The 23,118-nt window shown below is 55.0% G+C and carries 19 protein-coding genes; 16 read left to right on the forward strand and 3 right to left on the reverse strand.

Annotated features, from left to right (window positions below):
* Positions 1-103 precede the first annotated feature (103 nt).
* The 3 genes from FPZ49_RS16775 to FPZ49_RS16785 all read left to right on the forward strand — a co-directional run bounded on the left by FPZ49_RS16775 (position 104) and on the right by FPZ49_RS16785 (position 3,168).
* Complete coding sequence (locus FPZ49_RS16775) at positions 104-1,291, forward strand: M20 family metallopeptidase (RefSeq protein ID WP_144848880.1); 1,188 nt, start codon at positions 104-106, stop codon at positions 1,289-1,291.
* A 110-nt stretch (positions 1,292-1,401) separates the two neighbouring features.
* A complete protein-coding gene (locus FPZ49_RS16780; RefSeq protein WP_261381457.1) occupies positions 1,402-1,836 on the forward strand; it encodes a CBS domain-containing protein in 435 nt (144 codons plus the stop codon).
* A 168-nt stretch (positions 1,837-2,004) separates the two neighbouring features.
* On the forward strand, positions 2,005-3,168 hold the full coding sequence (locus FPZ49_RS16785; RefSeq protein ID WP_144848882.1) for a Gfo/Idh/MocA family protein: 1,164 nt from the start codon (positions 2,005-2,007) through the stop codon (positions 3,166-3,168).
* Between the two features lie 56 nt (positions 3,169-3,224).
* On the opposite strand, the gene FPZ49_RS16790 is transcribed toward FPZ49_RS16785, so the two are convergent.
* The gene (locus tag FPZ49_RS16790; RefSeq protein WP_144848885.1) at positions 3,225-3,755 is read right to left on the reverse strand and encodes a thermonuclease family protein; all 531 of its coding nucleotides are present in this window, start codon (positions 3,753-3,755) and stop codon (positions 3,225-3,227) included.
* A gap of 137 nt (positions 3,756-3,892) precedes the next feature.
* Between FPZ49_RS16790 and FPZ49_RS16795 the strand changes: the two genes are divergently transcribed.
* The 3 genes from FPZ49_RS16795 to FPZ49_RS16805 all read left to right on the forward strand — a co-directional run bounded on the left by FPZ49_RS16795 (position 3,893) and on the right by FPZ49_RS16805 (position 8,180).
* Positions 3,893-5,581 carry a DNA repair helicase XPB gene (locus tag FPZ49_RS16795; RefSeq protein ID WP_144848887.1) on the forward strand — a complete coding sequence of 563 codons (1,689 nt, stop codon included), beginning with the start codon at positions 3,893-3,895 and terminating at the stop codon, positions 5,579-5,581.
* Positions 5,582-5,608: 27 nt separating this feature from the next.
* Positions 5,609-7,648, forward strand: coding sequence for a helicase-associated domain-containing protein (locus FPZ49_RS16800; protein ID WP_144848890.1), 2,040 nt, complete (start codon positions 5,609-5,611; stop codon positions 7,646-7,648).
* Positions 7,649-7,733: 85 nt separating this feature from the next.
* Complete coding sequence (locus tag FPZ49_RS16805) at positions 7,734-8,180, forward strand: YlbF family regulator (RefSeq protein ID WP_144848893.1); 447 nt, start codon at positions 7,734-7,736, stop codon at positions 8,178-8,180.
* Between the two features lie 16 nt (positions 8,181-8,196).
* Here the strand turns inward: FPZ49_RS16805 and FPZ49_RS16810 are convergent, their stop codons facing one another.
* Positions 8,197-9,222 carry an asparaginase gene (locus FPZ49_RS16810; protein WP_144848896.1) on the reverse strand — a complete coding sequence of 342 codons (1,026 nt, stop codon included), beginning with the start codon at positions 9,220-9,222 and terminating at the stop codon, positions 8,197-8,199.
* Between the two features lie 50 nt (positions 9,223-9,272).
* Between FPZ49_RS16810 and FPZ49_RS16815 the strand changes: the two genes are divergently transcribed.
* From FPZ49_RS16815 to FPZ49_RS16840, 6 genes are all read left to right on the forward strand, one after another.
* A complete protein-coding gene (locus FPZ49_RS16815; protein ID WP_144848899.1) occupies positions 9,273-9,539 on the forward strand; it encodes a YlbG family protein in 267 nt (88 codons plus the stop codon).
* 189 nt (positions 9,540-9,728) lie between these two features.
* A complete protein-coding gene (locus FPZ49_RS16820; protein ID WP_144848902.1) occupies positions 9,729-10,172 on the forward strand; it encodes a hypothetical protein in 444 nt (147 codons plus the stop codon).
* A 94-nt stretch (positions 10,173-10,266) separates the two neighbouring features.
* A complete protein-coding gene (locus FPZ49_RS16825; RefSeq protein WP_144848905.1) occupies positions 10,267-11,178 on the forward strand; it encodes a selenium metabolism-associated LysR family transcriptional regulator in 912 nt (303 codons plus the stop codon).
* Positions 11,179-11,286: 108 nt separating this feature from the next.
* Positions 11,287-12,150 carry a PHP domain-containing protein gene (locus FPZ49_RS16830; protein WP_144848908.1) on the forward strand — a complete coding sequence of 288 codons (864 nt, stop codon included), beginning with the start codon at positions 11,287-11,289 and terminating at the stop codon, positions 12,148-12,150.
* Complete coding sequence (galU, locus tag FPZ49_RS16835) at positions 12,137-13,012, forward strand: UTP--glucose-1-phosphate uridylyltransferase GalU (protein WP_144848911.1); 876 nt, start codon at positions 12,137-12,139, stop codon at positions 13,010-13,012. The genes FPZ49_RS16830 and galU overlap by 14 nt, the downstream gene beginning before the upstream one ends.
* An 8-nt stretch (positions 13,013-13,020) precedes the next feature.
* Complete coding sequence (locus FPZ49_RS16840; RefSeq protein ID WP_144848914.1) at positions 13,021-14,334, forward strand: UDP-glucose dehydrogenase family protein; 1,314 nt, start codon at positions 13,021-13,023, stop codon at positions 14,332-14,334.
* A gap of 74 nt (positions 14,335-14,408) precedes the next feature.
* Here FPZ49_RS16840 and FPZ49_RS16845 read toward each other — a convergent pair whose 3' ends face one another.
* Positions 14,409-16,205 carry an Rqc2 family fibronectin-binding protein gene (locus tag FPZ49_RS16845; protein WP_144848917.1) on the reverse strand — a complete coding sequence of 599 codons (1,797 nt, stop codon included), beginning with the start codon at positions 16,203-16,205 and terminating at the stop codon, positions 14,409-14,411.
* Positions 16,206-16,473: 268 nt separating this feature from the next.
* On the opposite strand from FPZ49_RS16845, the gene FPZ49_RS16850 reads away from it, so the two are divergent.
* The 4 genes from FPZ49_RS16850 (at position 16,474) to FPZ49_RS16865 (ending at position 23,107) form a co-directional block, all read left to right on the forward strand.
* Entirely contained in the window at positions 16,474-19,260 is a 2,787-nt protein-coding gene (locus FPZ49_RS16850; protein ID WP_144848919.1) for a calcium-translocating P-type ATPase, SERCA-type, read from the forward strand.
* Between the two features lie 186 nt (positions 19,261-19,446).
* A complete protein-coding gene (dapF, locus tag FPZ49_RS16855; RefSeq protein ID WP_144849132.1) occupies positions 19,447-20,283 on the forward strand; it encodes a diaminopimelate epimerase in 837 nt (278 codons plus the stop codon).
* A gap of 33 nt (positions 20,284-20,316) precedes the next feature.
* Positions 20,317-22,197, forward strand: a complete 1,881-nt coding sequence (locus FPZ49_RS16860; RefSeq protein ID WP_144848922.1) for a bifunctional homocysteine S-methyltransferase/methylenetetrahydrofolate reductase — start codon at positions 20,317-20,319, stop codon at positions 22,195-22,197.
* A gap of 28 nt (positions 22,198-22,225) precedes the next feature.
* Positions 22,226-23,107: a YicC/YloC family endoribonuclease gene (locus tag FPZ49_RS16865; protein WP_144848924.1), complete on the forward strand. Its 882-nt coding sequence runs from the start codon at positions 22,226-22,228 to the stop codon at positions 23,105-23,107.
* The last annotated feature ends 11 nt before the right edge of the window (positions 23,108-23,118 follow it).

Below are 23,118 nucleotides of genomic sequence, written 5' to 3' on the forward strand. Positions count from 1 at the left end.
GAAATTCTTGTGAAAACAGAAGATGAATCGGGAGTGAAGATTTGATAAAATAGAAGGAATCGAGCGCCAAACGCGTTTAAGAGAAGGATCGGAGGTAGAAAAAATGAGAACATTAAGCGATTCGGCGGAAACCGTATTGGCCGAGATTGTCGGGTGGCGAAGATACCTGCATGCGCATCCGGAGCTGTCCTATCATGAATCCCAAACGGCTGCTTTTGTAGCCGGGCTGCTGCGCGAGTGGGGGCTGGAGGTCCGGACGGGGGTTGGCGGTCATGGGGTCGTTGCTAAGATTAGCGGCGCTGCGCCCGGTCCTACGATCGCGCTGCGCGCGGATATGGACGCCCTTCCGATTCAAGACGAAAAAAGCTGCGAATACGCGTCCCAAGTCCCGGGCGTCATGCATGCCTGCGGGCATGATGCGCATACGGCGACATTGCTGGGAGTAGCTAAGCTGTTTAGCCAAAATAAAGACCGGCTTCAAGGTCAAATTGTGTTTATATTCCAGCCAGCGGAAGAAATGTCGCCCGGCGGAGCATTGGGGATGATTGCAGAGGGAGCGCTTGAAGGCGTCGATGTCGTATACGGGATTCACCTCTGGACACCATTTGAGACAGGGACTGCTTACAGCAAGCCGGGGCCGTTCATGGCCGCAGCGGACGAGTTCAGCATCGAAGTCAGAGGCAAGGGCGGTCACGGAGGATTGCCCCATAATACAATCGACAGCGTATATGTCGCTTCCCAGCTCGTGATCAATCTACAGGGCATTGTTAGCCGGAATGCGGATCCGACGGAGCCTTGCGTCGTTTCGGTCGGTTCGTTTCATAGCGGAACTAGCTTCAACGTGATTGCAGAGACGGCGCTTCTGAAGGGAACGGTTCGTACCTTTAATGAAGTGCTGCGGATGCAGGTTAAAGCTCGGCTCGAAGAGCTGGCTGAGCAAACCTGTCGTATGCACGGTGCTGAGTGCAAGCTGGATTATAAGCTCGGCTATCCTCCGGTATGCAATCATCAGGGGGAAACGGACCGATTTTATCGCGCCGCCGCCCAGGTGTATGGTGAGCAAGGCGCACTGACCTCGCCGCTGATTATGGCCGGAGAGGATTTTGCCTACTACTTGGAAAAGGTGCCTGGCTGTTTCATGTTCGTTGGGGCGGGCAGCAAGGAACGGGGCATCATTCATCCGCATCATCATCCCAGGTTCGATATCGACGAAAGCGCTATGCTGCATGCGGCTAAGCTTTTTATCCGGATGGTGGAGGACTACATGAATGAGGCAGCGGGTTCCCGTTAAGTGTAAACCGTTCAGGCGCATGGAAAGGGGCTAAAGGGGAAATTCTATTCCTGCAGCAGCTTGCTACGTTTGGCGCAAAGCTGCAAGATTTTTTCGGGAGGGATCATCCTTTGGCTAAAAGAACGTTGCGTGAAATTATGACAACAGACGTTTCGACGGTAACCTTGCTGGATAATGTATATGAAGTAGCGGTAAAAATGAAGAAGGAAGACACCGGCTTTATTCCTGTCGTTGAAGGCAAGAAGCTGATCGGCGTCATTACAGACCGGGATTTGGTCATTCGCGGCTTTGCCGAGAAGCATGAGGGCTCTACAGCGATTAAAGTCGTAATGAGTGACAAGGTGGTTTCCGTTCCTCCGGATATGACCGTAGACGAGGCGGCCAAGGTGATGGCCAAGGAGCAAATACGGCGTCTGCCTGTGGTAGAAAACGGGGAGCTGGTCGGGATTGTTTCGATCGGCGACTTAGCTGTCCGGACGATCTTTGAGAATGAAGCCGGGGAAGCGCTGAGTGTAATTTCCGAGAAAGAAACGCAAAAGGTATAGCTTTTAAAAGACCGATCGTTCTTCCGGATCTCCTCGGGGGAACGATTTTTTTACAATTTGAGTATCGCTTATGTATTGTATTGTTCACGTGTGCAAGGTATAATGAGTGAGAACAAAATATGGTTGCTTTCAACCATTTATCATGTCTGAGGAAAGCAGGGGAAACGGATGGACAAAGTACGCATCGGGATTGTCGGTATCGGCAATATGGGGAAAGGCCATACGAATTACTTAAGCAAGAATGAAGTGAAAGGCGGAGAACTGACGGCGATTGTCGACACGGATCCGGCTCGTTTGGATTGGGTTCGCGAGAATTACGGAGACCGCTTTCAATTGTTTGACAGCTTGGAGGCATTCTTTGCTTCGAAAGCGTTTGATGCAGTGCTGATCTGCACTCCTCACTATGATCATCCAACTGTTGCTATCGCAGCCTTCAAGCATGGTTACCATGTCCTGGTTGAAAAGCCTGCTGGCGTGTATACCAAACAAGTACGTGAAATGAACGAAGCGGCAGCCAAGTCCGGCAAAGCCTTCGGAATCATGTATAACCAACGGACAAACCCGCTGTACCAAAAGCTTCGTGAACTTATTACTTCCGGAGAGCTCGGCGAAATTCGCCGTACGAACTGGATCATCACGAACTGGTACCGCTCCCAAAGCTATTACGATTCGGGCGGCTGGCGCGCAACTTGGGCTGGCGAAGGCGGCGGCGTGCTGATCAACCAAGACCCGCACCAGCTGGACCTGTGGCAGTGGACAATCGATATGATGCCGAAGCGTGTTCGCGCATTTTGCCACTTTGGCAAATACCGCAACATTGAGGTTGAAGACGACGTAACCGCTTATGTCGAGTATGAGAACGGTGCGACAGGCTTGTTCGTAACTACGACGGGCGAAGCACCGGGTACGAACCGCTTTGAAATTACAGGCGACCGCGGCAAAATCGTCATCGAAGACGGCAAGCTGACGTTCTGGCGTTTGACTGTGCCTGAGCCGCAGTTCAATGCAGAGTACAAAGGCGGCTTCGGTCAGCCGGAGTGCTGGAAATGCGAAATTCCGGTTCCTAAGTCGGAAGGCTCCCACAAGGAGATCACGCAAAACTTTGTCGATCATATCCTGAAGGGCACGAAACTGCTCGCACCAGGCGAAGAGGGCATCAAAGGCTTGACCTTGTCCAACGCAATGCACCTGTCGGCATGGACAGACAACTGGGTTGACCTGCCGATCAATGAGGAGCTGTACTACTCGCACCTTCAAGACCGCATCGCAAACTCCAAGTTCAATAAAGTGACTCGCTCGCTGGAGAATATGGACGTAAGCGGCACGCATTAATAGTTGCAAAAGACACGAAAAAGAGGGGATTGGATTCCCCTCTTTTTTGTTGTTTCTTATTCGTAGGCCCACAGTCCTTTTTTCTTCTCTCTGGCTTCCCGCTCCAGCATTCGAAACAGGTCTTGGAACATGACATTCGGCGGCACCGACATTGTATTGGCGTACCCATCCCGGACTAGCGTTTCGTTAAACATGACCGGGTCCCCCTCAATAAACACATAGCGCAGCAGACGGCCATACTTGTCTTTGTCCCCAGCGTCGCTGAATAAATAAACCTTCTTGCCCGTCAGCTTCGATTTGGTGAAATTGCTGGCTTCCTTGCCGAATTTTTCGACGGGGCTATTCGGTTTAACCGTCTCCGGTGTATTGACCCCGATCAGCCGCACTTTTTCCCCTTCCTTGGTTTCGAACGTATCCCCATCGACGACCCGTTTCACTTCGGTGGCCGTCATTTTTCGGTCCTTCAGCGCGGGATATTTTTGAACAATGTCTTTTACCAGTGGGCTGCTCGCCTGAGAATCCCCTGTTTTTCCTCCGCAAGCTGCGATAAACACCAGCATCAGCAGAAGTACCACCGCTTTTTTCATGAATGCATTCACTCTCCCGTATGTATTGCTTCCCCATTGTAGTGCGTACCTGCCTGCGTTGTAAATGAACATGTTTAAATCCGGCGTCTTCCTCTCATACTAAAAATTGTTGTTAATAAAGATGAGGAGGACAGCCCATGCAAATGCACAAAGATCGGCCGCTGGTGGTGCAGAGCGATTTCTGCATTTTGCTGGAGACGCGGCATCCGAATTTTGATGAAGTACGGACCGGTTTAATCCGTTTTGCAGACCTGGTGAAGTCGCCGGACAATATACATACGTACCGAATGACCTCTTTGTCGCTCTGGAATGCGGCAGCGGCGGGGATGACGACGGAGGAGGTCACCGGATTTTTGGAGCGGTGGGCGAAGTTCGGTGTTCCGGCAACCGTTAAGCAGGACATTAAGCGCTTTGTGGAGCGATACGGCCTTGTTCGGATGGAACGGCTCGGCGAGGATTTGCTGCTCATCTCCGAAGATGTCGAAGTGATCAAAGAGATGGTCTCTTTCAAATCGCTCCGCTCATATGGGCTGTGCCAGGTGGATACGCAAACGCTGCGTTTTTCCTCGGCGTACCGCGGGCTGATGAAGCAGGAGCTTATCAAGCTGGGCTACCCAGTGGAGGATTTGGCGGGCTACAGTCAAGGCGAGAACCTGCCCATCCGGCTTAAAAATGAAGATACGAGCGAGCGCACCTTTGAACTGCGGGATTATCAGCATTCGGCGGTGGAGTCCTTTTACCGGGAAGGGTCGTTTCATGGCGGCAGCGGCGTGCTGGTGCTTCCTTGCGGGGCAGGGAAGACGGTGATCGGCATCGCGGCGATGGGGCGGCTTAATTGTGCTACGTTGATCTTAACCTCCAATAGTACGTCCGTACGTCAGTGGAAGCGGGAGATTTTGCAAAAAACGGAGGTCACGGAGGACATGGTCGGGGAGTACACCGGCATGCACAAGGAAGTGCGTCCGATCACGATTGCCACTTATCAAATATTGACTTATCGAAAGTCGAAGGATGAGCCTTTTGTACATATGGATTTGTTTAATAAACGGGACTGGGGGCTGATTGTGTACGACGAGGTGCACCTGCTTCCCGCTCCGGTGTTTCGCGTAACGGCGGACATTCAGGCGACGAGGCGGCTCGGCTTGACGGCTACCCTGATCCGCGAGGACGGACGCGAGGAGGATGTGTTCTCGCTCATTGGGCCAAAGCGGTACGATATCGCCTGGCGAGAGCTGGAGACGCAAGGATGGATCGCCGCGGTCGAATGCGTGGAACTGCGTGTTCCGATGCCGGCCGGTGAGATGGAGCAGTACCAAGCGGCGGAGCCTCGCCATAAAATGCGCTGCGCCAGCACCAATCCAGCCAAGCTGGATGCTTTGGACAAGCTGCTGAACCTGCACAAAGACGAACAGGTGCTCATTATCGGCCAATATTTAGAGCAGCTTCATCAAATCGCCGAGCGGATTGGGGCGCCAATGATTAGCGGCGAGATGGCTCATGATAAGAGGGAGACGCTCTACGGCGCGTTTCGGTCGGGAGAAGTTCGTGTGCTCATCGTTTCGAAGGTGGCCAATTTTGCGGTGGATTTGCCGGATGCGGCGGTCGCCGTGCAGGTATCGGGCAGCTTCGGCTCGAGACAAGAGGAGGCTCAGCGGCTGGGGCGTATTCTGCGGCCGAAGCCGGGGGCGAACCGTGCGTACTTCTACTCCATCGTCAGTGAGGATACGAAGGAGCAGGAGTTTGCGCTGAATCGGCAGCTATTTTTGATCGAGCAGGGCTATCAGTACCGGATTGAGTTTGCCGACAAGCTGCTATCACAAGTGTGATCCACACATCCAAAGGAGGAAATCGATATGAACTACTCGGAGCTGCTGAGACGAATGCCCGCAGCGCTGCAGAGCAGCTTGGAGGAGGAGGAGGCATATGCCCCATGGCTTGAGAGGGGTGAAACACTGGAGCGCATCTGGGCGAATCCGGTGGTGATCGAGACGGTCTATAACCGGATGAATCCCGCCGAGCGCACTGTGCTTCGCTTGCTGGTGAGGCGGATCGGCTGCGAGCCGTTTGATTATGGGCGACTGGAAAAGGCGGCCGCATCCGACTTGTCCGGAGCAGAAGCGAGGCTGGGGTTTGTGGGCTTGCTTAGAAAAGGGTTTGTGTTTGCTTTCCGGAAATCGTGGGGGGAATATGTCTATTTGCTACCTGAGGACGGGTTCAGGCTATGGCAGCGGCTGTTATTTCCCGAAGGCCCTATGGTGACCGCGGATTCAGCACACGTGGAAAGCTGGGACAGCCGATCGAGCGAGCTGCAAGACGATCTGCTTCAGACGTTGGTGCTGACGGCACAACAAGGACTTAAGCTGACGAAAAACGGAACGCTGACCAAAAAGCAGCTTCAAAAGCTGCTGGAGCTGATCCGATTGGATGAGCATCGTCTTCATGGGGCGGCCATCAAATATGCCTACGCGGACAGCTATCCGCTCAAAGCGGCTGTGGTGCTCGACATGCTGCTTCGGCTTCAGCTCATAGGACAGGAAGAGGATCAGTTCATGCTCCAAACCGAGATGCTGCAGGCGTGGCTCTTGCTTCCTGCGGCGGAGAGAACGCATCGATTGTACCTCATCTGGAAGCAGCTGACGTGTCCTGCCGTGGCCTGGATGCAGCATGCGGCGCTCATCGTGGAGCGCATGGCTGAATGCGCTGAGTGGTTTAAGGCAGAGGATATGATCGCCTGGCTTGCAGCGCACGATTTGTTAACGGATGACCCGCCGGCGGACATCGCCAGTCAGCTGGAGGGGCAGTGGCTGCAGCCTCTGGTGGGCTTGGGGTGGATGGAAGAGGGCAGAGAGCACGGCGGGGCCGGAGTGTGGTATCGCTGGAGCCGTGATCCGCTGGCCAAAGGCAGTGGCATTGTAAAAGACGGAGACGGAGGGCTTATTGTTCAGCCGGATTTTGATATTCTCGTCCCGCCGGATGTACCGTCTACGGTCGTCTGGGAGCTGTGCTGCTTGGCGGATCTGGTGCAGCAGGATCAGGTTTGCGTTTACAAGCTGACCAAAAGCAGTGTTCGACGGGCTTTGGAGCATGGAAGAACGGCTGAGGGCATCGTACAGTTTTTGGAGCGGCATGCCTTGTACGGCGTACCTGAGCATGTCCGGCTCGGTGTAGAGCAGTGGGCGAAGCCGTTTGGCAAAACGCGGTTCATGCAAGCGGTGCTACTTCGTTGCGCCGATGAAGAGACGGTTCGCATTGTGGAGCGATTGCTGGAAGCAGGGAAGTACGGGCAAGAAAAGCTCGGCGAGCGTGACTTTATTGTTTCCCCCGAAGGGGTAAAGCCACTCACGGCTGCGCTGGAAAAAGCCGGCTTTATGCCGGGTCAGCTTCCGCTATGGAGTGGAACGAGCGATGAGCAGGCGGAGATGGGACATGCGAGTTATCCTGAGTTCCAAGGCCATAGCGAAGCATTGTCTAGGTCTATGTTCGGTTTTCCTTCAGTATGGTCGTCGGAGAAGGGACTGATTTACTCGCGCACCTCGGTCGGTTATTTTGAAATGGAGGCGCAAATACCTTCAACGGCTGACCTGTATCCTGAGCTGCAGGACATACCGGCGGTGTGGCTTCGTGACTATCGCGCTTATCACGCTTCTACGCGCAAAGAAATCGTCGAACGGGCAATTCGGATGAAGACGGCGCTGCAGATTCGAAAGGATGGCAGTGATTATCGGATCGTGCCCCAGAAGGTGCAGGAAACGCGGGGAACGTGGAGCATGACCGGAATTAGCCGGATGGAGGAAAGCGGTGCAGCGCCCGAAATCACCGGGGAAGTTCGGCTTTTGGCAGACGAATGGCAGGAAATGAAGCTCATTCTTCCTGGCATAAATGATAAATATTAAACAAGCGCCGCTGCCCGGAATTATGGTATGATAGACTTGTCCGACTAAGAATTTAAGTTTATCGGCGAGAAGGCAGGTGTGCTTTATGGCAATTATGGAACCGCAGTCGCTGGATATGTCTGCTGTCCTGATGGGAGCCTATGAACTCTCAGATATGATCACCCATTCCGCAGAAACCGCGGATTACTTATATTGGAAGCACCGCAAGGATACGGATGAGCAAGTTCAACAGCTGGTTCGCGCTCTGGATAAGAAGAAAGTGCTGTTCGAGGAAACACAGCGCTTCGGGCATTACCATCCGAATTACCACGAAGCGCTGGATCAAGTGAATGCGATTGTCGCGCAGCTCGATGCGATTGAAAGCGTACGACGCTTTAAAGAAGCGGAGCAGCGGCTCGATGACCTGCTGTATCAAGTGTCGCAATCGATCGCTTATGCGGTGTCTGACACAATCAAAGTTCCTAGCAACGACCCGCTGGCCAGCAGCGGAGGCTGCTCCTCGGGCGGCAGCTGCAGCGGTAAGTGCGGCTAAGCAAGCTGAAGCCGTATTACTCGGCGCGCTTCAATCGGAAGGCGGGCCGGATGACCCCGACAGCCTCATCTCTTCGATTGGGAACGATGGGCTGATGGAATCCGGCCAGCTGCGCCGCTTCTTCCACGGATAGCAGCTCCATCTGAAGCAGCGCTTCGACAGCGGTCGGATACAGCGCACGCTCCGCACCGTCCTCGATTTTTAGCGCAAGGCCGATGCCTCGCTCCGGAACGGTGAGGGCGTAAACGCCTTCGGCCCCCATTTTACCGATGATTCTTCCTTGCGTGACTTCCACCAGACGGGTATCGAAGCGTTCGGTACCTGCTACATAATACGGAGCCTTCCGGATCGCTTGAACGATGGCTCGGCAAGCCTCTGCGCGGCGCTCAGGCAGCTGATCGGGGCATCCCAATCGGGCATAGGCCAAGGCCAGTGCGGACAGCGGAACGGCGAAGACAGGCACCCCGCACCCGTCTGTCCCGAGCTGGATGCTATCAGGCGATACACCGCACATTTCGGCGACGGTGTGCAGCATTTTTTGCTGGACAGGATGAGCGGGTGAGGTATACTCTTGAATAGACGCCTCCATGCAAGCGCATAATGCCAGCATACCGGCATGCTTGCCGGAGCAATTGTTATGAAGCTGTGTCAGCGGTTGTCCCGAACGCTTTAAGGCATCCGCGGCCGGCTTATAGAACGGTTCGTGGCAGCCGCAGTGCAATGCGCTTTCGTCAAGACCTAGCTTGTGCAAGATTGCCAATGCCGTGTCTGCGTGCTCCGGTTCTCCGTTATGGGAAGCGCAGCATAAGGCGGTTTCTTCAGGGGTGAGCGTGAAGCGTTCGGCACCCCCGGCCTCCAGCAATGGAATGGCCTGCACCAGCTTAGCGGTGGAGCGAGCAAACGTATAAAACTCCGGATTTCCGGCGGAGCCCAGCAATCGTCCTTGGATATCGACCACGGCGATATGACCGCGGTGTACACACTCCGTCAGCTTGCCGCGAGTTACTTCGATTAAAAGTTCTGACACACATGATGAAGGCATAATAGATCGGTCCTCTCCAAAATTCAGGCTCAAGAAAGAAGGTTATCCCCATGTTTACCGAGCGAAGCGGCATTATTGTTTGGGTCAATGATTTGAAAGCGGCTGGCAAGCACCTGGAAAAGTACGGAAACGTCCATTTCATTTCCAAAAAGCTTCATTACGCAGCCATGTATGTATACGCGAGCCGGCTGGATGAGACGGTCAAGCAGCTGCAGAAGCTTCCTTTTGTCAAAAAGGTGGAGCGCTCTTACCGCAATGAAATCAAAACAGAGTATACCAGTAATATTCCTGATAAGACAAGATTCTACACCCTCTAAGGGTGCTGATACAGCATACGCCCGGCACTAAGCTTCTGTTCGCAGAAGCTTTTTTTGTTTTCCCGAAAACCTAGCAGGTTTCTAAAGATTTCTTAAGTTGATTCTGCAGTAAAATAATCTACAATATAGGATAAGCAGGTGAAAGTATATAGGGTTTTAGTTCTATTTTTCGCGGAAGAGGGGCGGGTTATGGGCTCAAGCAGTAACAGTATTGAAAATATCGATAAACAAGTTGCCAATCCGGTGCTGTTAAGCAACAAGGTCGTCGCTGAGATCATCATTACCCACCATGCCCGAAGCCGTTGGGCGGATCGGGTGGAATCGGAAAAAACCGGTTTCCAAGATATCACCGCCTTCTTATGGAGCAAATTGAAAGCGGATTCGGTCCGTACTTACTACAAAAATGATCAAGATGTGTTCTTAATCGATGAGGATCTGGTGATGGTGGCGGAGTTCGCTCCGATCGAGCGAAGCAAAGACGCGATCGGTCCGACCAAGTATAAGCTGATCGTCGTCACGTTCCTTGGCCGTATGTCCGAGACCATGGAGTTGAGAGATTTGCGCTCCTACTATTCTTGGCTTCGGCATTCACGCCGGATGACGCTAATCAAAAACAGCCGCAAACGCAGATAATGTGCCTTTTACCGACAGGTGTGCCGAAATAGCGGCATGCCTGTTTCTTTTTTGATATAATAAAATATATTTATGGCCTATCGGAGGAAACGTCATGGCGCTTAACTTTCATCAGCTACATATCTTTTATACCGTTGCAGAAAAAGGGAGCTTCTCACACGCGGCGCAAGCGCTTCACATGACCCAGCCGGCCGTCACCATGCAGGTTCAGTCATTAGAGGATTATTTCGGCACCAAGCTGTTCGTGCGTTCCACCAAGCGGGTGGAGCTGACGGAAGCGGGCCGAACGCTGCTGCCGTACGCGAAGCAGAGCATCGAGCTGATTAAGGAAACGGACATCGGCATGTCCAGATTTACGCATATGCTGGAGGACCGTCTGCATCTCGGGGCGAGTCTTACGGTCGGCGAATATATTTTGCCGCGGCTTTTGGGGCCGTTCAGTGCGGAATACCCGAATATTTCGGTGAGCATGAAGGTTATCAATACGAAGCAGATTCTAGAAGAGGTGCTGGCGCATCAGCTGACCTTCGGCTTGATTGAGGCGGAAGTCAGCCATCCCGACGTGCATACGGAGGCTGTGCTGAGCGATGAGCTGAAGCTTATTGTGCCGCGCAATCATCCGCTGGCGAGTAAAGAGCGGATCACAATTGAGGATATGCTGCTGTATCCATTCGTCTTGCGTGAGCAAGGGTCGGGAACCCGCCGCGTGATGGAGGAGGAGCTGGCGAAAGCGGGCTGCGATCCGCGTGCGATCAAGATCGTCATGGAGCTCGGAAGCACCGGTGCCGTCAAATCGGCTGTCGAAGCGGGACTCGGCATCTCCGTTTTATCGCAATCGTCCGTAAAGCATGAAGCCGCTTTGGGCGTGCTGCATGTCAAGAGCGTGGAAGGCGTCAGTTTCTCCCGCAGCTTCCGCGCTATCTATCTCAGCTCCACGCTGCTGCCAATTTCGGCGGTAACGTTCCTGACCTTTTTGCGGGAGAAGGATTTGAGCCAGTGGCTGTAGCCATCGGACAGGACGTAGACAAGACAAGACCTCACTTTTATTACGAGAACGTCAAGTGCAGTTAATACAGGGTTAACATTGGAAACGTACAGTTAAGGGGGAGCAGCGATGGCTTTTGCCGATTTGCATTCACATACTTTAGCCTCGGATGGGACGCAGGCACCGTCGGAGAACGTGAGATTAGCCGCGGAAGCGGGCCTCGCCGCCATGGCCGTCACGGATCACGATACAGTGGCCGGCCTTACGGAAGCGATCGAAGCGGGACGGAAGTACGGAATTACCGTCGTTCCTGGGGTAGAAATCAGCACCGTGCATGAGGGCAAGGACATTCATGTGCTGGGCTATTGGATCGATTATACGAATGAGCTGTTTCTCTCCCGTTTAGCGGAGATGAGACGAGTTAGGGATCGCCGCAATGAGCTGCTGCTCGCTAAGCTCCAGGAGCTCGGAGTACATATTACGATGGAAGATGTGCAGGAATCGCTCTTAGTGTCCAAAAAAGCGGAGGAAACGATCGGCCGTCCCCATATTGCGGATGCGATGGTGCGCAAGGGCTATGTTTCGTCGATGAAGGAAGCGTTTGACCGCTACTTGGCTCAGGGAGCTGCTGCCTATGTCAATACCCCGCGGATTGAACCGGCTGTTGGCGTTCGTTGGGTTCTGGAGGCTGGAGGTACGCCTGTCTTGGCGCATCCCGGCTTGTATGAGCAGGATGATCTGATTCCGCTGCTGAAGTCGGTAGGACTAGTTGGATTGGAAGCGTATCACTCCGATCATACGCCGGAGCAAGAGGCACATTATGTCCGACTGGCCGAAGAGCACGGATTGCTGGTAACGGCCGGATCCGATTTTCACGGGGAGCGGGGCGGCGTCGTGTTCCATGCTCCGATCGGAGCTCGCAAGATTGATGCTTCTGTGGTAGAGCGGCTTTTTGAACGGAGGGGAGCTCAAAGCAGCGATGAAAATTCGTAAAGCGATCATCCCGGCGGCCGGTTTGGGAACCCGTTTTTTGCCGGCGACCAAAGCGCAGCCGAAGGAAATGCTGCCGATTGTCGACAAGCCGGCCATTCAGTATATCGTCGAGGAGGCGATCTCCAGCGGCATCGAAGACATTATGATCGTCACCGGTCGGAATAAGCGCGCGATTGAGGATCATTTTGACAAGTCGATAGAGCTGGAGATGGTGCTGGAGGAAAAAGGGAACGAGGAGCTGCTGGCGCTCGTTCGCTCCGTGTCGAGCTTGGCGGATGTTCACTATATCCGGCAGAAGCAGCCGCTGGGGCTGGGGCACGCGGTGCTGTGTGCCCGTAAGTTTATCGGCGACGAGCCGTTCGCCGTGCTGCTGGGAGACGATATTATTCAATCGGAGCCTCCATGCTTGAAGCAAATGATCGACCTATACGAGCAGACGCAAACCTCGGTGATTGCGGTACAAGAAGTGCCGTGGAACGATGTAGACAAATATGGTATCGTATCGCCCAACCGTGTTCTTCAATACGAAGGCCATTGTTATATCGACGACTTGGTCGAGAAGCCGGACCGTACACATGCTCCGTCGAATTTGGCTGTCATCGGCCGGTATATTATTACACCAGAGATTTTCGGCATCCTGGAGAGCTCGACACCTGGGCGCGGAGGCGAAATTCAGCTGACGGACGCCTTATGTATCTTAAATCGGATGAGGCAAATGGTCGCCTATTCCATTCAAGGGACGCGCTATGACGTCGGTGACAAGCTGGGCTTCGTCGAGGCGACCATTGAGATGGCGCTTGCCAGAGAGGATTTGCGGGAGCCCCTCAAGATGTATTTGCTCAAATTGATGGACAGATTGTAGGAGGCGCTATGCGGCGAGAAAACATTGCGGTGATCGGTACCGGCTACGTCGGTCTAGTTTCGGGGACGTGCTTCGCGGAAATCGGGCATCAGGCCATTGCAGTGGACCGCGATCAGTCCAAAATCGAGCGGCTCCGGCAGGCGGACATTCCGATTTATGAGCCGGGTCTGGAAGCGCTGGTGCGCAGCAACATGGAGGCGGGCCGCCTTTCGTTTACTTCGGAGCTGCAAGAGGCGGTTCGGAGGTCCGATATTTTGTTTCTGGCTGTCGGGACACCGTCGATGCCCGGCGGCGAAGTGGACTTGAGCTACTTGGAAAGCGCCTTCCGGCAGCTGGCGGCAGCGGTGGATCGCTACAAGCTGATTGTAATCAAGAGTACGGTACCGGTCGGAACAGCGGCCATGGCGGAAGGTTGGCTGCGGGAGGAAGGCGTCGAGGAAGGAAGGTTCGACATTGTCTCCAACCCGGAATTTTTGCGGGAAGGCTCGGCCATTCATGATACGTTTCACTCGGATCGTATTGTCATTGGAGCCGAAGATCAGCAGGCTGCTGAGCGGATCGCAGCGCTTCACGCGCCGCTTCAGGCTCCCGTGCTGTTCACCGACCGTGCGAGTGCGGAGCTCATCAAGTACGCCTCCAACGCTTTCCTAGCGGCTAAAATCTCCTTCATTAACGAGATGGCGAATGTGTGCGAGAAGGTCGGTGCTGACATCGCGCTGGTGGCGCAGGGGATGGGGATGGATAAGCGGATCGGATCGCACTTCTTACAAGCCGGGATCGGCTATGGCGGTTCCTGCTTTCCCAAGGACACAAAGGCTCAGCTGCGCATCGCGGAGGATGTGGACTATGATTTTAAAATTCTCCGGTCGGTGATCGAGGTTAATGCCCTGCAGCGGGAACGGTTTGCGGACCGGATCATTCAGGAGCTGACGGAGGCTGGCGGGGGCAAGGCTGTTGCCGTCATGGGCCTTGCGTTTAAGCCGAACACGGATGATCTGCGCGATGCGCCTGCCTTGGATATCATCGAAGCGCTGACGACGAGCGGCGTCCAGGTGCGCGCATACGACCCGGTCGCGTTGGAGAAAGCGTCCGCGCACATGGGCCGCCACGAGCTGGTGACGTTTCATGCGGATCCATACGAGGCGGTGGCCGGGGCAGACGCGATGGTGATTACAACGGAGTGGGAGGCGGTCAAATCGCTCGATTTCGGCGAAGTAGCCCGGCTCTTGTCCCAGCGGCTGTTGATTGACGGCCGCAACTGCTTGGAGCCTGCCGCCATGGCGGAGCTGGGGTTCCGGTATGTATCGGTGGGAAGGGCGTGAATCGCCGCCTAATAGAAAGAAAGACCGACCTCGTTTGAAAATGGAGGTCGGTCTTTTTTACCTTCAAGTCAGTTTCACTTCACCTGCACCGGCAGCTGCTTGATACGCTCGGTTTCCGGAGTGATGAAGAGCGTCTTCTGATGGTCATAGATAACGAACCCGGGCTTGGCGCCGCTGGGCTTTCGGACGTGCTTGATGAGCGTGAAGTCCACGGGCACCTGGCTGGACTCTTTGGCCTGGCTGTAAAAGGCAGCCAGCTGTGCCGCTTCATTCAGCGTCGCGTCGCCATATTCCTGACTGCGGATGACGACATGCGAGCCGGGAATGTCCTTGGTGTGCAGCCAAGTGTCGGCCGGATGCGCGAGCCGGTTCGTTAAATATTCGTTCTGCGTATTGTTTTTGCCGACGTAGATCGGGATGCCTTCGCTGGACGTGTAGCAAGCCAGAACCGGCTTTTGGTTCGGCTTCTTTTTGCGTCCCTTTTTGCCGCGGTCTCTCAGGTAGCCCTGCTCGACCAGCTCCTCGCGAATTTCCTCAATATCCGTTAATCCGGCGCTCGCCAGCTGCTGCAGCAGGTTGTCGAGGTAGCGGATTTCCTCGTGCGCTTGATCCATTTGCTCGCGGACGGCAATCAGGCTGTTCTTGCTTTTGGTATACCTTTTGAAATAACGTTGTGCATTTTCCGAAGGTGTTAACAGAGGGTCCAGCTCGATTTTGATCAGGCGCTGCTCTTCATCGTAGTAATTTGTTACCTCAATGTGCTTATCGCCCTTGGCGTACAAATGCATGGAAGCGGTCAGCAGCTCGCCCTGTATGCGGAACCGGTCAGCCTGCTGCGCATCCTCCATCGTTTCCTCCAGCTTCTCCAGCTTCTTGATGTTTTTAGAGCGCTCGTTGGACAGCAGCCGGATTAAATCGGACACCCGCTGCTTGACCGTATCCCGTTCCGCTTTATCTCCGTAAAACGCCTCCAGGCAGACACTCACGGTGTCATACCGGACCGCCTCACCCTGCACGTGGCTGAGCTCCAGGATCGAGAAGAACGTTTTGCCCGTGTTCGCCTGCTCGGAGATGACCGGATCGATCACACCGGCCTGCAGCTTCGAGATCAGCTCATGGAACGGCTCCCACAGCACTTCAGCAAAGCTGCCAGGGCTGGCCAGTGCATCTTCCATCGAACCATCCTCAAGCCTCATCGCGGCGCGATAGACCAATTCCTTGGCAACTAGCGGGCTGAAGCCGCTGTACCGCTGGACCAGTGCCTGCTCCCAGGCGCGTGCAGAGGAGGCGTTCTGCTCGGAAGAGGCGAGTGCTTCCTCCATAGCCGATATAAACCGCACCTTAGTAGCCGCAAAAGGGAGCTCCTTATGCTGCTCCGGCGGGTCGGTATACTTGCTGCCCGGCATGACGATGCGGTAGCTGCTGATAGCCGGGGTTACGTGGTGAATTCCATCCACAATCGTTCCCGCCGCCGGGTCCATCAAAATAATATTGCTGTGCCGTCCCATAATTTCAACAACGATGGTTTTTACGCTGAGATCCCCAAGCTCATCCCGCTGCCGAATTTTGATGTGGATCATCCGCTCCAGCCCAGGCTGCTCGATTGCTTCGATCACACCGCTCTCACAGTGCTTGCGAAGCAGCATGCAGAACATCGGCGCTTCCATTGGGTTAATGAAGCTTTGCTCCGTCAAATGCACGCGCGGGTACGTGGGATTGGCGGATAAAAGCAGCTTTACGCTGCTGCCGCCCGCCCGCAGGGATAAAACGATATCATTTTCAGAGGGCATCTGAATTTTATTGATTCTACCGCCGACGCAGCTCTGAAGCTCACGTACAAGGCTGTATACGACGAGTCCGTCTAAAGACATGATGTACAACTCCATTTCTAACAAGTCAAAACGCTACCCTCTATGATGCCATATTTTCACCAAAAACTTAAGGGCATTTTTCGTTATAACGAAAAGTGCTGCCGATGCCTTGAGGCAAAACTTGTACCTCGGCGTGCTAATTTGCGGCTTGTCTGAATACATTTACCCTAGGTGTCTGTCCAACGGCTGCAATTACATCACGCTGGACAACACCCAAGTGGTCAAGTTGGCGCACCGGCGGTGCAGACGTTTGGGAGGGAGAAAGCGGATGAGTTCGAAAAAGTGGTACCATATGTCGTCGGAAGAAATCTTGGAGCAGATGAGGACGGAGCCTGCCAAAGGACTGACTACGGATGAGGTGGAACAGCGGCGTGCGGTTCACGGAAAAAATGAGCTGGCGGAAGGGCAGGGCATTTCGCCAATCACGCTGTTTTTGAATCAATTTAAGGACTTTATGGTGCTTGTGCTCGCTGGTGCGACACTGGTTTCAGGGCTGCTGGGTGAATATCTCGATGCCGTGACGATTATCGCCATTATTATTATGAACGGGATCCTCGGCTTCGTGCAGGAGTTTCGGGCGGAACGCTCGCTGCGGGCGCTCAAGGAGCTATCGGCGCCGCATGCGAAGGTGCTTCGAGGCGGAAGTATAGAGCTTGTTCCAGCGCGTGAGCTGGTGCCTGGCGATGTCGTCGTGTTGGAAAGCGGGGACCGGGTTCCGGCGGATATACGGTTTATCGAGGCGTTCAGCGCTTATGTGGAGGAGTCTGCCCTGACCGGGGAGTCCGTTCCGGTGGCTAAGCATACGGAGCCCCTAGTTGACGAGGAAGTTCCGCTGGGCGATCAGCGCAATCTGGGGTTTATGGGGACGATGCTGACCCGCGGTACGGCCAAAGGGGTCGTTATTCGCACTGGGATGGAGACGGAAATGGGCAAAATCGCCGACCTCATCCAAAGCACGGATGCTATGGAAACGCCGCTGCAGCACCGCTTGGAGCAGCTCGGCAAAATCCTCATCATCGTGGCGCTCATGCTGACGGTGCTCGTCGTAGTCGCCGGCATTCTGCACGGACAAGAACCGTACGGCATGTTCCTGGCGGGCGTCAGCCTTGCGGTTGCGGCGATCCCGGAAGGACTGCCGGCCATCGTAACCATTGCTCTCGCGCTTGGGGTTCAGCGGATGATTCAGCGAAAAGCAATCGTACGCAAGCTGCCGTCCGTCGAAACGCTCGGCTGCGCCTCTGTGATCTGCTCGGATAAGACAGGCACGCTGACGCAAAACAAAATGTCCGTCACGCATCTGTGGGTCGGCGGAGATCTGCTGGAGGTTACCGGGGACGGCTACGATCCTCGAGGCGATATTTTGAAGCAAGGACAGCCCGTGGACATCCGTAAAAATCAAATGCTGCGCCGCATGCTGCAAATTTCCGTCTTGTGCAACAACGCGAGTTTGCATGAAGAGCGGTCCGAGACGAAAAAGAAGAAAGCCGAGGAGCTGGCTGGCGCATGGAATATTAAGGGCGACCCGACGGAAGGCGCGCTGATTGTGCTAGGAGCAAAGGCCGGAGTTACGCACCAAACGCTGGAAGGCTTGTACAGCCGTGTGAACGAGCTGCCATTTGACTCCGAGCGGAAGCGGATGTCGGTCGTCGTAACGCATCAGGGCGGGCGTATGGTTTGCACCAAAGGTGCGCCGGATGTGCTGCTTCAGCAGTGCTCGTACGTGTTATGGGACGAGAAGGTGATCCCGTTCACCCCGACGCTTAAGCAAAAGGTGCTGGCAGCGAACGAAGGCATGGCGAAAAATGCGCTGCGCGTACTAGGGCTGGCCTACCGCGACTTGAAGTCGAGTGAACGGGGCGACTCGGAGACCGAGGTGGAAAACCAGCTCGTCTTTGTCGGACTGACGGGGATGATCGATCCGCCGCGCCGGGAGGTACGGGAGGCGATCGTCAAATGCCGCAGGGCGGGCATCAAGACGGTCATGATCACCGGTGACCACCAAACGACCGCGGAAGCCATTGCGAAGCAGCTTGGGATTCTGCCAGCGGATGGATTGGCTGTGAACGGACAGCAGCTCAGCTCGATGAGCGACGAAGACCTCGACAGCCGCGTCGATGATATATACGTGTACGCTAGGGTATCTCCGGAGCATAAGCTGCGCATTGTGAAGGCGCTGCAGCGTCAAGGCCATACGGTGGCCATGACAGGGGATGGAGTCAACGACGCCCCGGCCATTAAAGCCGCCGATATCGGTATTTCTATGGGCAAGACCGGCACGGATGTGTCCAAGGAAGCGTCAGCGCTCGTACTGAGCGATGACAACTTCGCGACCATCGTGGCTGCCATCGAAGAAGGCCGGGGCATCTATGAAAATATCCGCAAATTTATCCGGTATTTGCTGGCGTCCAATGTCGGCGAAATTTTGACGATGTTTCTCGCCATGATGGCCGGGCTGCCGCTGCCGCTGGTACCGATTCAAATTTTGTGGGTCAACCTGGTGACCGACGGGCTGCCGGCCATGGCACTCGGCGTAGACCAGGCGGAGAAGGATTTAATGCAGCACAGACCGCGCTCGGCGCGTGAAAATATTTTTGCCCGCCGGCTGGGCTGGAAAATCATCAGCCGAGGCATCCTGATCGGCCTCTGCACGCTGGCGGCGTTCTACATTGCGCTGCTGCAGGGAGGGGACAGCAAGGATACCCTGATCAAGGCGCAAACCGTCGCCTTCGTGACATTGGTCATGGCGCAGCTGATTCACGTCTTCGACTGCCGCAGCTCGAGGTCCATTTTCCATCGCAATCCGCTGCAGAACGTTTGGCTCGTGCTGGCCGTGTTGTCGTCTCTGCTCTTAATGCTGCCAGTGCTGTATGTCGAGCAGCTTCAGCCGATTTTTAAAACAGTGCCGCTGGGGCTGAAGGATTGGGTACTGGTTCTGGTGTTTGCCGGGATTCCGACGTTCCTGATGGGTCTTGGGAGTGTGATGAGCAAGCCTGCCAAGCATAAACCGATCTCCCATGGCGGCGGAAGCAAGAAGATGAAGCCTATCGTACGATAAAGTTATCCACATCGAATAGCTGTGAGGACGGTTCCAAGGGTAGAGTGTCTACTTTGTGGAATGGTCCTTTTATTTTTTTATTGCAATTTATCGCCGTTTCGGGTAAAATTTTGCGGAATTACTATGCATATCAGGCGTTTTACGCTATGATATGGGATAAAACACGTTCAAGCGGGAGTTTTGATGATGAATTTTACAAAGATGCAGGGCTTGGGCAACGATTTTATCGTTCTGTCTGGACACCAGAAGCTGCCGGAGAACGCCGCGGAGCTGGCTGTTCGTTATTGTGACCGCCACTTCGGGATCGGCGCGGACGGAATGGTTTACTTGCTTCCTTCGGAGCAAGCGGATTATATGATGCGCATCATCAATTCGGACGGCTCGGAGGCGGAGCAGTGCGGCAACGCCATCCGCTGCGCGGCCAAATATATATACGATCACGGTATGATCAATCAAGCACGAACCAGCCTCGTCATCGAGACGATCGGCGCGGGTTCGCAGCCGGTACAGTTGACGGTGGAGAACGGGGAGGTCACGAAGGTTCGCGTTGATATGGGCGCTCCGATCTTGAACGGGCTGCAAGTTCCTACGACGGTCGATGCCAATCCGGTTGTCGCTCACCCGGTAGAGGTGGAAGGACGCGAGTTCCGGTTTACTGCGGTGTCGATGGGCAACCCGCATTGCGTCATTTTCGTCGAGGATGCGGTTCAGATGGACTTGTTCGCATGGGGCCCGAAGCTGGAGCATCACGAGCTGTTTCCTCGCCGGATCAATGTGGAGTTTGTGACGGTGAAAAGCAGGGATTACGCCGATATGCGCGTATGGGAACGCGGTGCGGGACCGACGCTGGCCTGCGGTACAGGTGCTTGCGCTACGCTGGTGGCAGGGGTGCTGAACGACCGGATGGATCGGAAGGGCACCGTGTCGCTCAAGGGCGGCGACCTGCTGATCGAATGGGACGAGTCCGACAATCATGTTTATATGACCGGACCTGCGGCGACGGTGTTTAAAGGAACGCTTTAATGTTTATCATGGGATAGAAAGGGGGAGCCCCGTTTGTTGCCTGATTTGAGGGACGCGCTTAGGCGGCAGGTATTGGTAGGAGACGGCGCCATGGGTACGTTCTTGTACCAAATGGGTTTTCCCGTCGGCATTTCATATGAAGAATTGAATTTGCTGAAGCCGGATGTCATCGAGAGTGTGCATCGCCGATACTTTGATGCGGGTGCCCGTCTTATTGAAACGAACACGTTCTCGGCCAACCGGGAGAAGCTGTCCAAATACGGCTTGGAGCATGAAGTGGAAGCGATCAACCGGGCTGGGGTTGCGCTTGCCCGCAAGGCAGTCGGATACGACGCCTATGTCGTGGGAGCGATCGGCTCCATCCGGGCTGGAAGGCGGAAAAATATCCGCACGGCGAAGGTCAAAGAAGATTTGCGCCAGCAAATCGAGGTGCTGCTGGATACGCCGGTGGACGGGCTGCTGCTCGAATCGTTTTACGATTTGGAGGAGATGCTCATCGCCTTGAAGCTGATTCGAAAAACCAGCTCGCTGCCGGTTATCTGCCAATTCGCAACGGAAGGCGCAGGCACGACGCAGGATGGCACAGCGCTGCCGGAGGCATTCCGCATGCTGGTAGACAGCGGCGCGGATGTGGTCGGCTTCAACTGCCGCAGCGGTCCGAACGGCCTGCTCCGATCGCTGGAGAAGGTAGCGGGGATGGAAGGTGCGCCTGCGTTCTCGATTTTTCCGAATGCGGGGATCCCGGATTATGTGGACGGCCGATATACGTATGCGGCGACACCGCAGTATTTCGGTGAAACCGCGCGGAAGTTTGCCGACCTTGGCGCGAAGATTGTCGGAGGCTGCTGCGGCACGACGCCGGAGCACATCGCAGCCATTGCCAAGTCGCTGGAGCGGTATATCCCGAATCCACAGGCGATCAGCCCGGTGAGCACGGGCGTACTCGAATCGGTTACTGCACCGGCTGTCCCTGACTTAAAGGCTTCGGTCCAGCCGTCGGTCGTCGATCTGGCGAAAGAGCGGCATACGGTCATCGTCGAGCTGGACCCGCCCCGGGACCTCGATATCGCCAAATTCCTCGAAGGCGCGCAGGCGCTTAAGGATGCGGGAGTCGACGCGCTCACGATGGCGGATAACTCGCTTGCCGTGACGCGGATGAGCAATCTGGCACTGGGCAGTCTGGTGAAGGAAAAAGTAGGCATTCGCCCGCTGATTCATATCGCTTGCCGCGACCGCAACTCGATCGGCACGCAGTCGCATATGATGGGACTCCACGCGCTGGACATCGATCACGTGCTTGCCGTTACCGGAGATCCGGCGCGCTTCGGCGATTTGCCGGGCTCAAGCTCCGTGTACGACATGACGTCCTTTGAGATGATCCGCATGATCAAGCAGCTCAATGACGGGGTGGCTTTCTCAGGGAAGCCGCTGAAGAAGAAAGCGAACTTCATCGTCGGTGCAGCGTTTAATCCGAACGTCAAATATTTGGACAAAGCGGTGCAGCGCCTGGAGCGCAAGATTGAAGCGGGCGCGGACTATATCATGACACAGCCGGTTTATAATACGGAGCTGATCGAGAAAATTCATGAAGCGACCAAGCATCTGAATGTTCCGATCTTCCTCGGCATCATGCCGCTGGCCAGCGGGAATAACGCGGAGTATCTGCACAATGAAGTGCCGGGCATCCAGCTCTCCGATGAAGTGCGTCAGCGCATGAGCGGACTGAAGGGGGAAGAGGGCCGAGCGATGGGCGTGGCGATTGCTAAGGAGCTGCTTGATGCGGCGATGCGCTATTTTAACGGCATTTATTTGATGACGCCGTTCCTCGCCTATGAGATGACGGTTCAGCTTACAAACTACGTTTGGGAGAAAACCGGACGGCAGGATTCCCACTTGTACCCTCTTTCAAAATGAATTAGAATAGATTGGAAAGGTGAGAGACATGGTTCTCAGTATGACCGGGTTCGGACAAGCTTCCGTTTCCGTCGCCGGATTCCAATTACGAATCGACCTGAAATCGGTCAATCACCGCTATTGCGAAGTGGCCGTAAGGATGCCTCGCGAATGGGCGCGTTATGAGGATGCGGTGAAGCAAGCGGTGCTGCAGCTGGTCAAACGCGGCCGTGTGGATGCGTTTGTCACCATCGAACGGGAACGGCAGTCCTCTCAAGCCATCGAGATTGACTGGGACCTCGCTGCCGGCTACATGCAAGCAGCGGAGCAGCTGCGGGAGCGGTTCGGACTAACCGACCAGCTGACACTGAAGGATCTTCTTAGCCTGCCGGATTTGGTAGCTATGAAAGAGCTGCCTGATACCGGCGATGAGCATATGCGGCAGGCGATTGTCGCCTGCGCGACGCAAGCAGCGCAAGAGCTCCTGGAGATGAGAGCGCGTGAAGGCGCATTTTTGCTGGCGGATCTGGAGCAGCGGCTGGCTGGACTGGAGCGTTCGCGTCAGGAAGCAGCTGTATTAGCCCCACAAGCCGTGAAAGAGCATGCGGAGAAGCTGCGGACGCGCATTCAAGAGCTGCTGCAGCAGGAAGCTCCGGATGAAAGCCGTCTGGCCATGGAGGTCGCGGTATTCGCGGATCGCGTCGCGATCGACGAGGAATTGACTCGTCTGCACAGTCATTGCGGGCAGTTCAAGGGTTTGCTGCACAGCCGGGAGCCGGTGGGCCGCAAGCTGGATTTTCTCGTTCAGGAAATGAATCGCGAAGTGAACACGATCGGATCCAAGGCGAATCACGCATCGCTGACCGCTCTTGTCGTCGATATGAAGGCGGAGCTGGAGAAGATGCGCGAGCAGATCCAAAATATCGAGTAACGAACCTACAC

Source organism: Paenibacillus cremeus (genome assembly GCF_007786445.1).
GTDB classification, from domain to species: Bacteria; Bacillota; Bacilli; order Paenibacillales; family NBRC-103111; genus Paenibacillus_G; species Paenibacillus_G cremeus.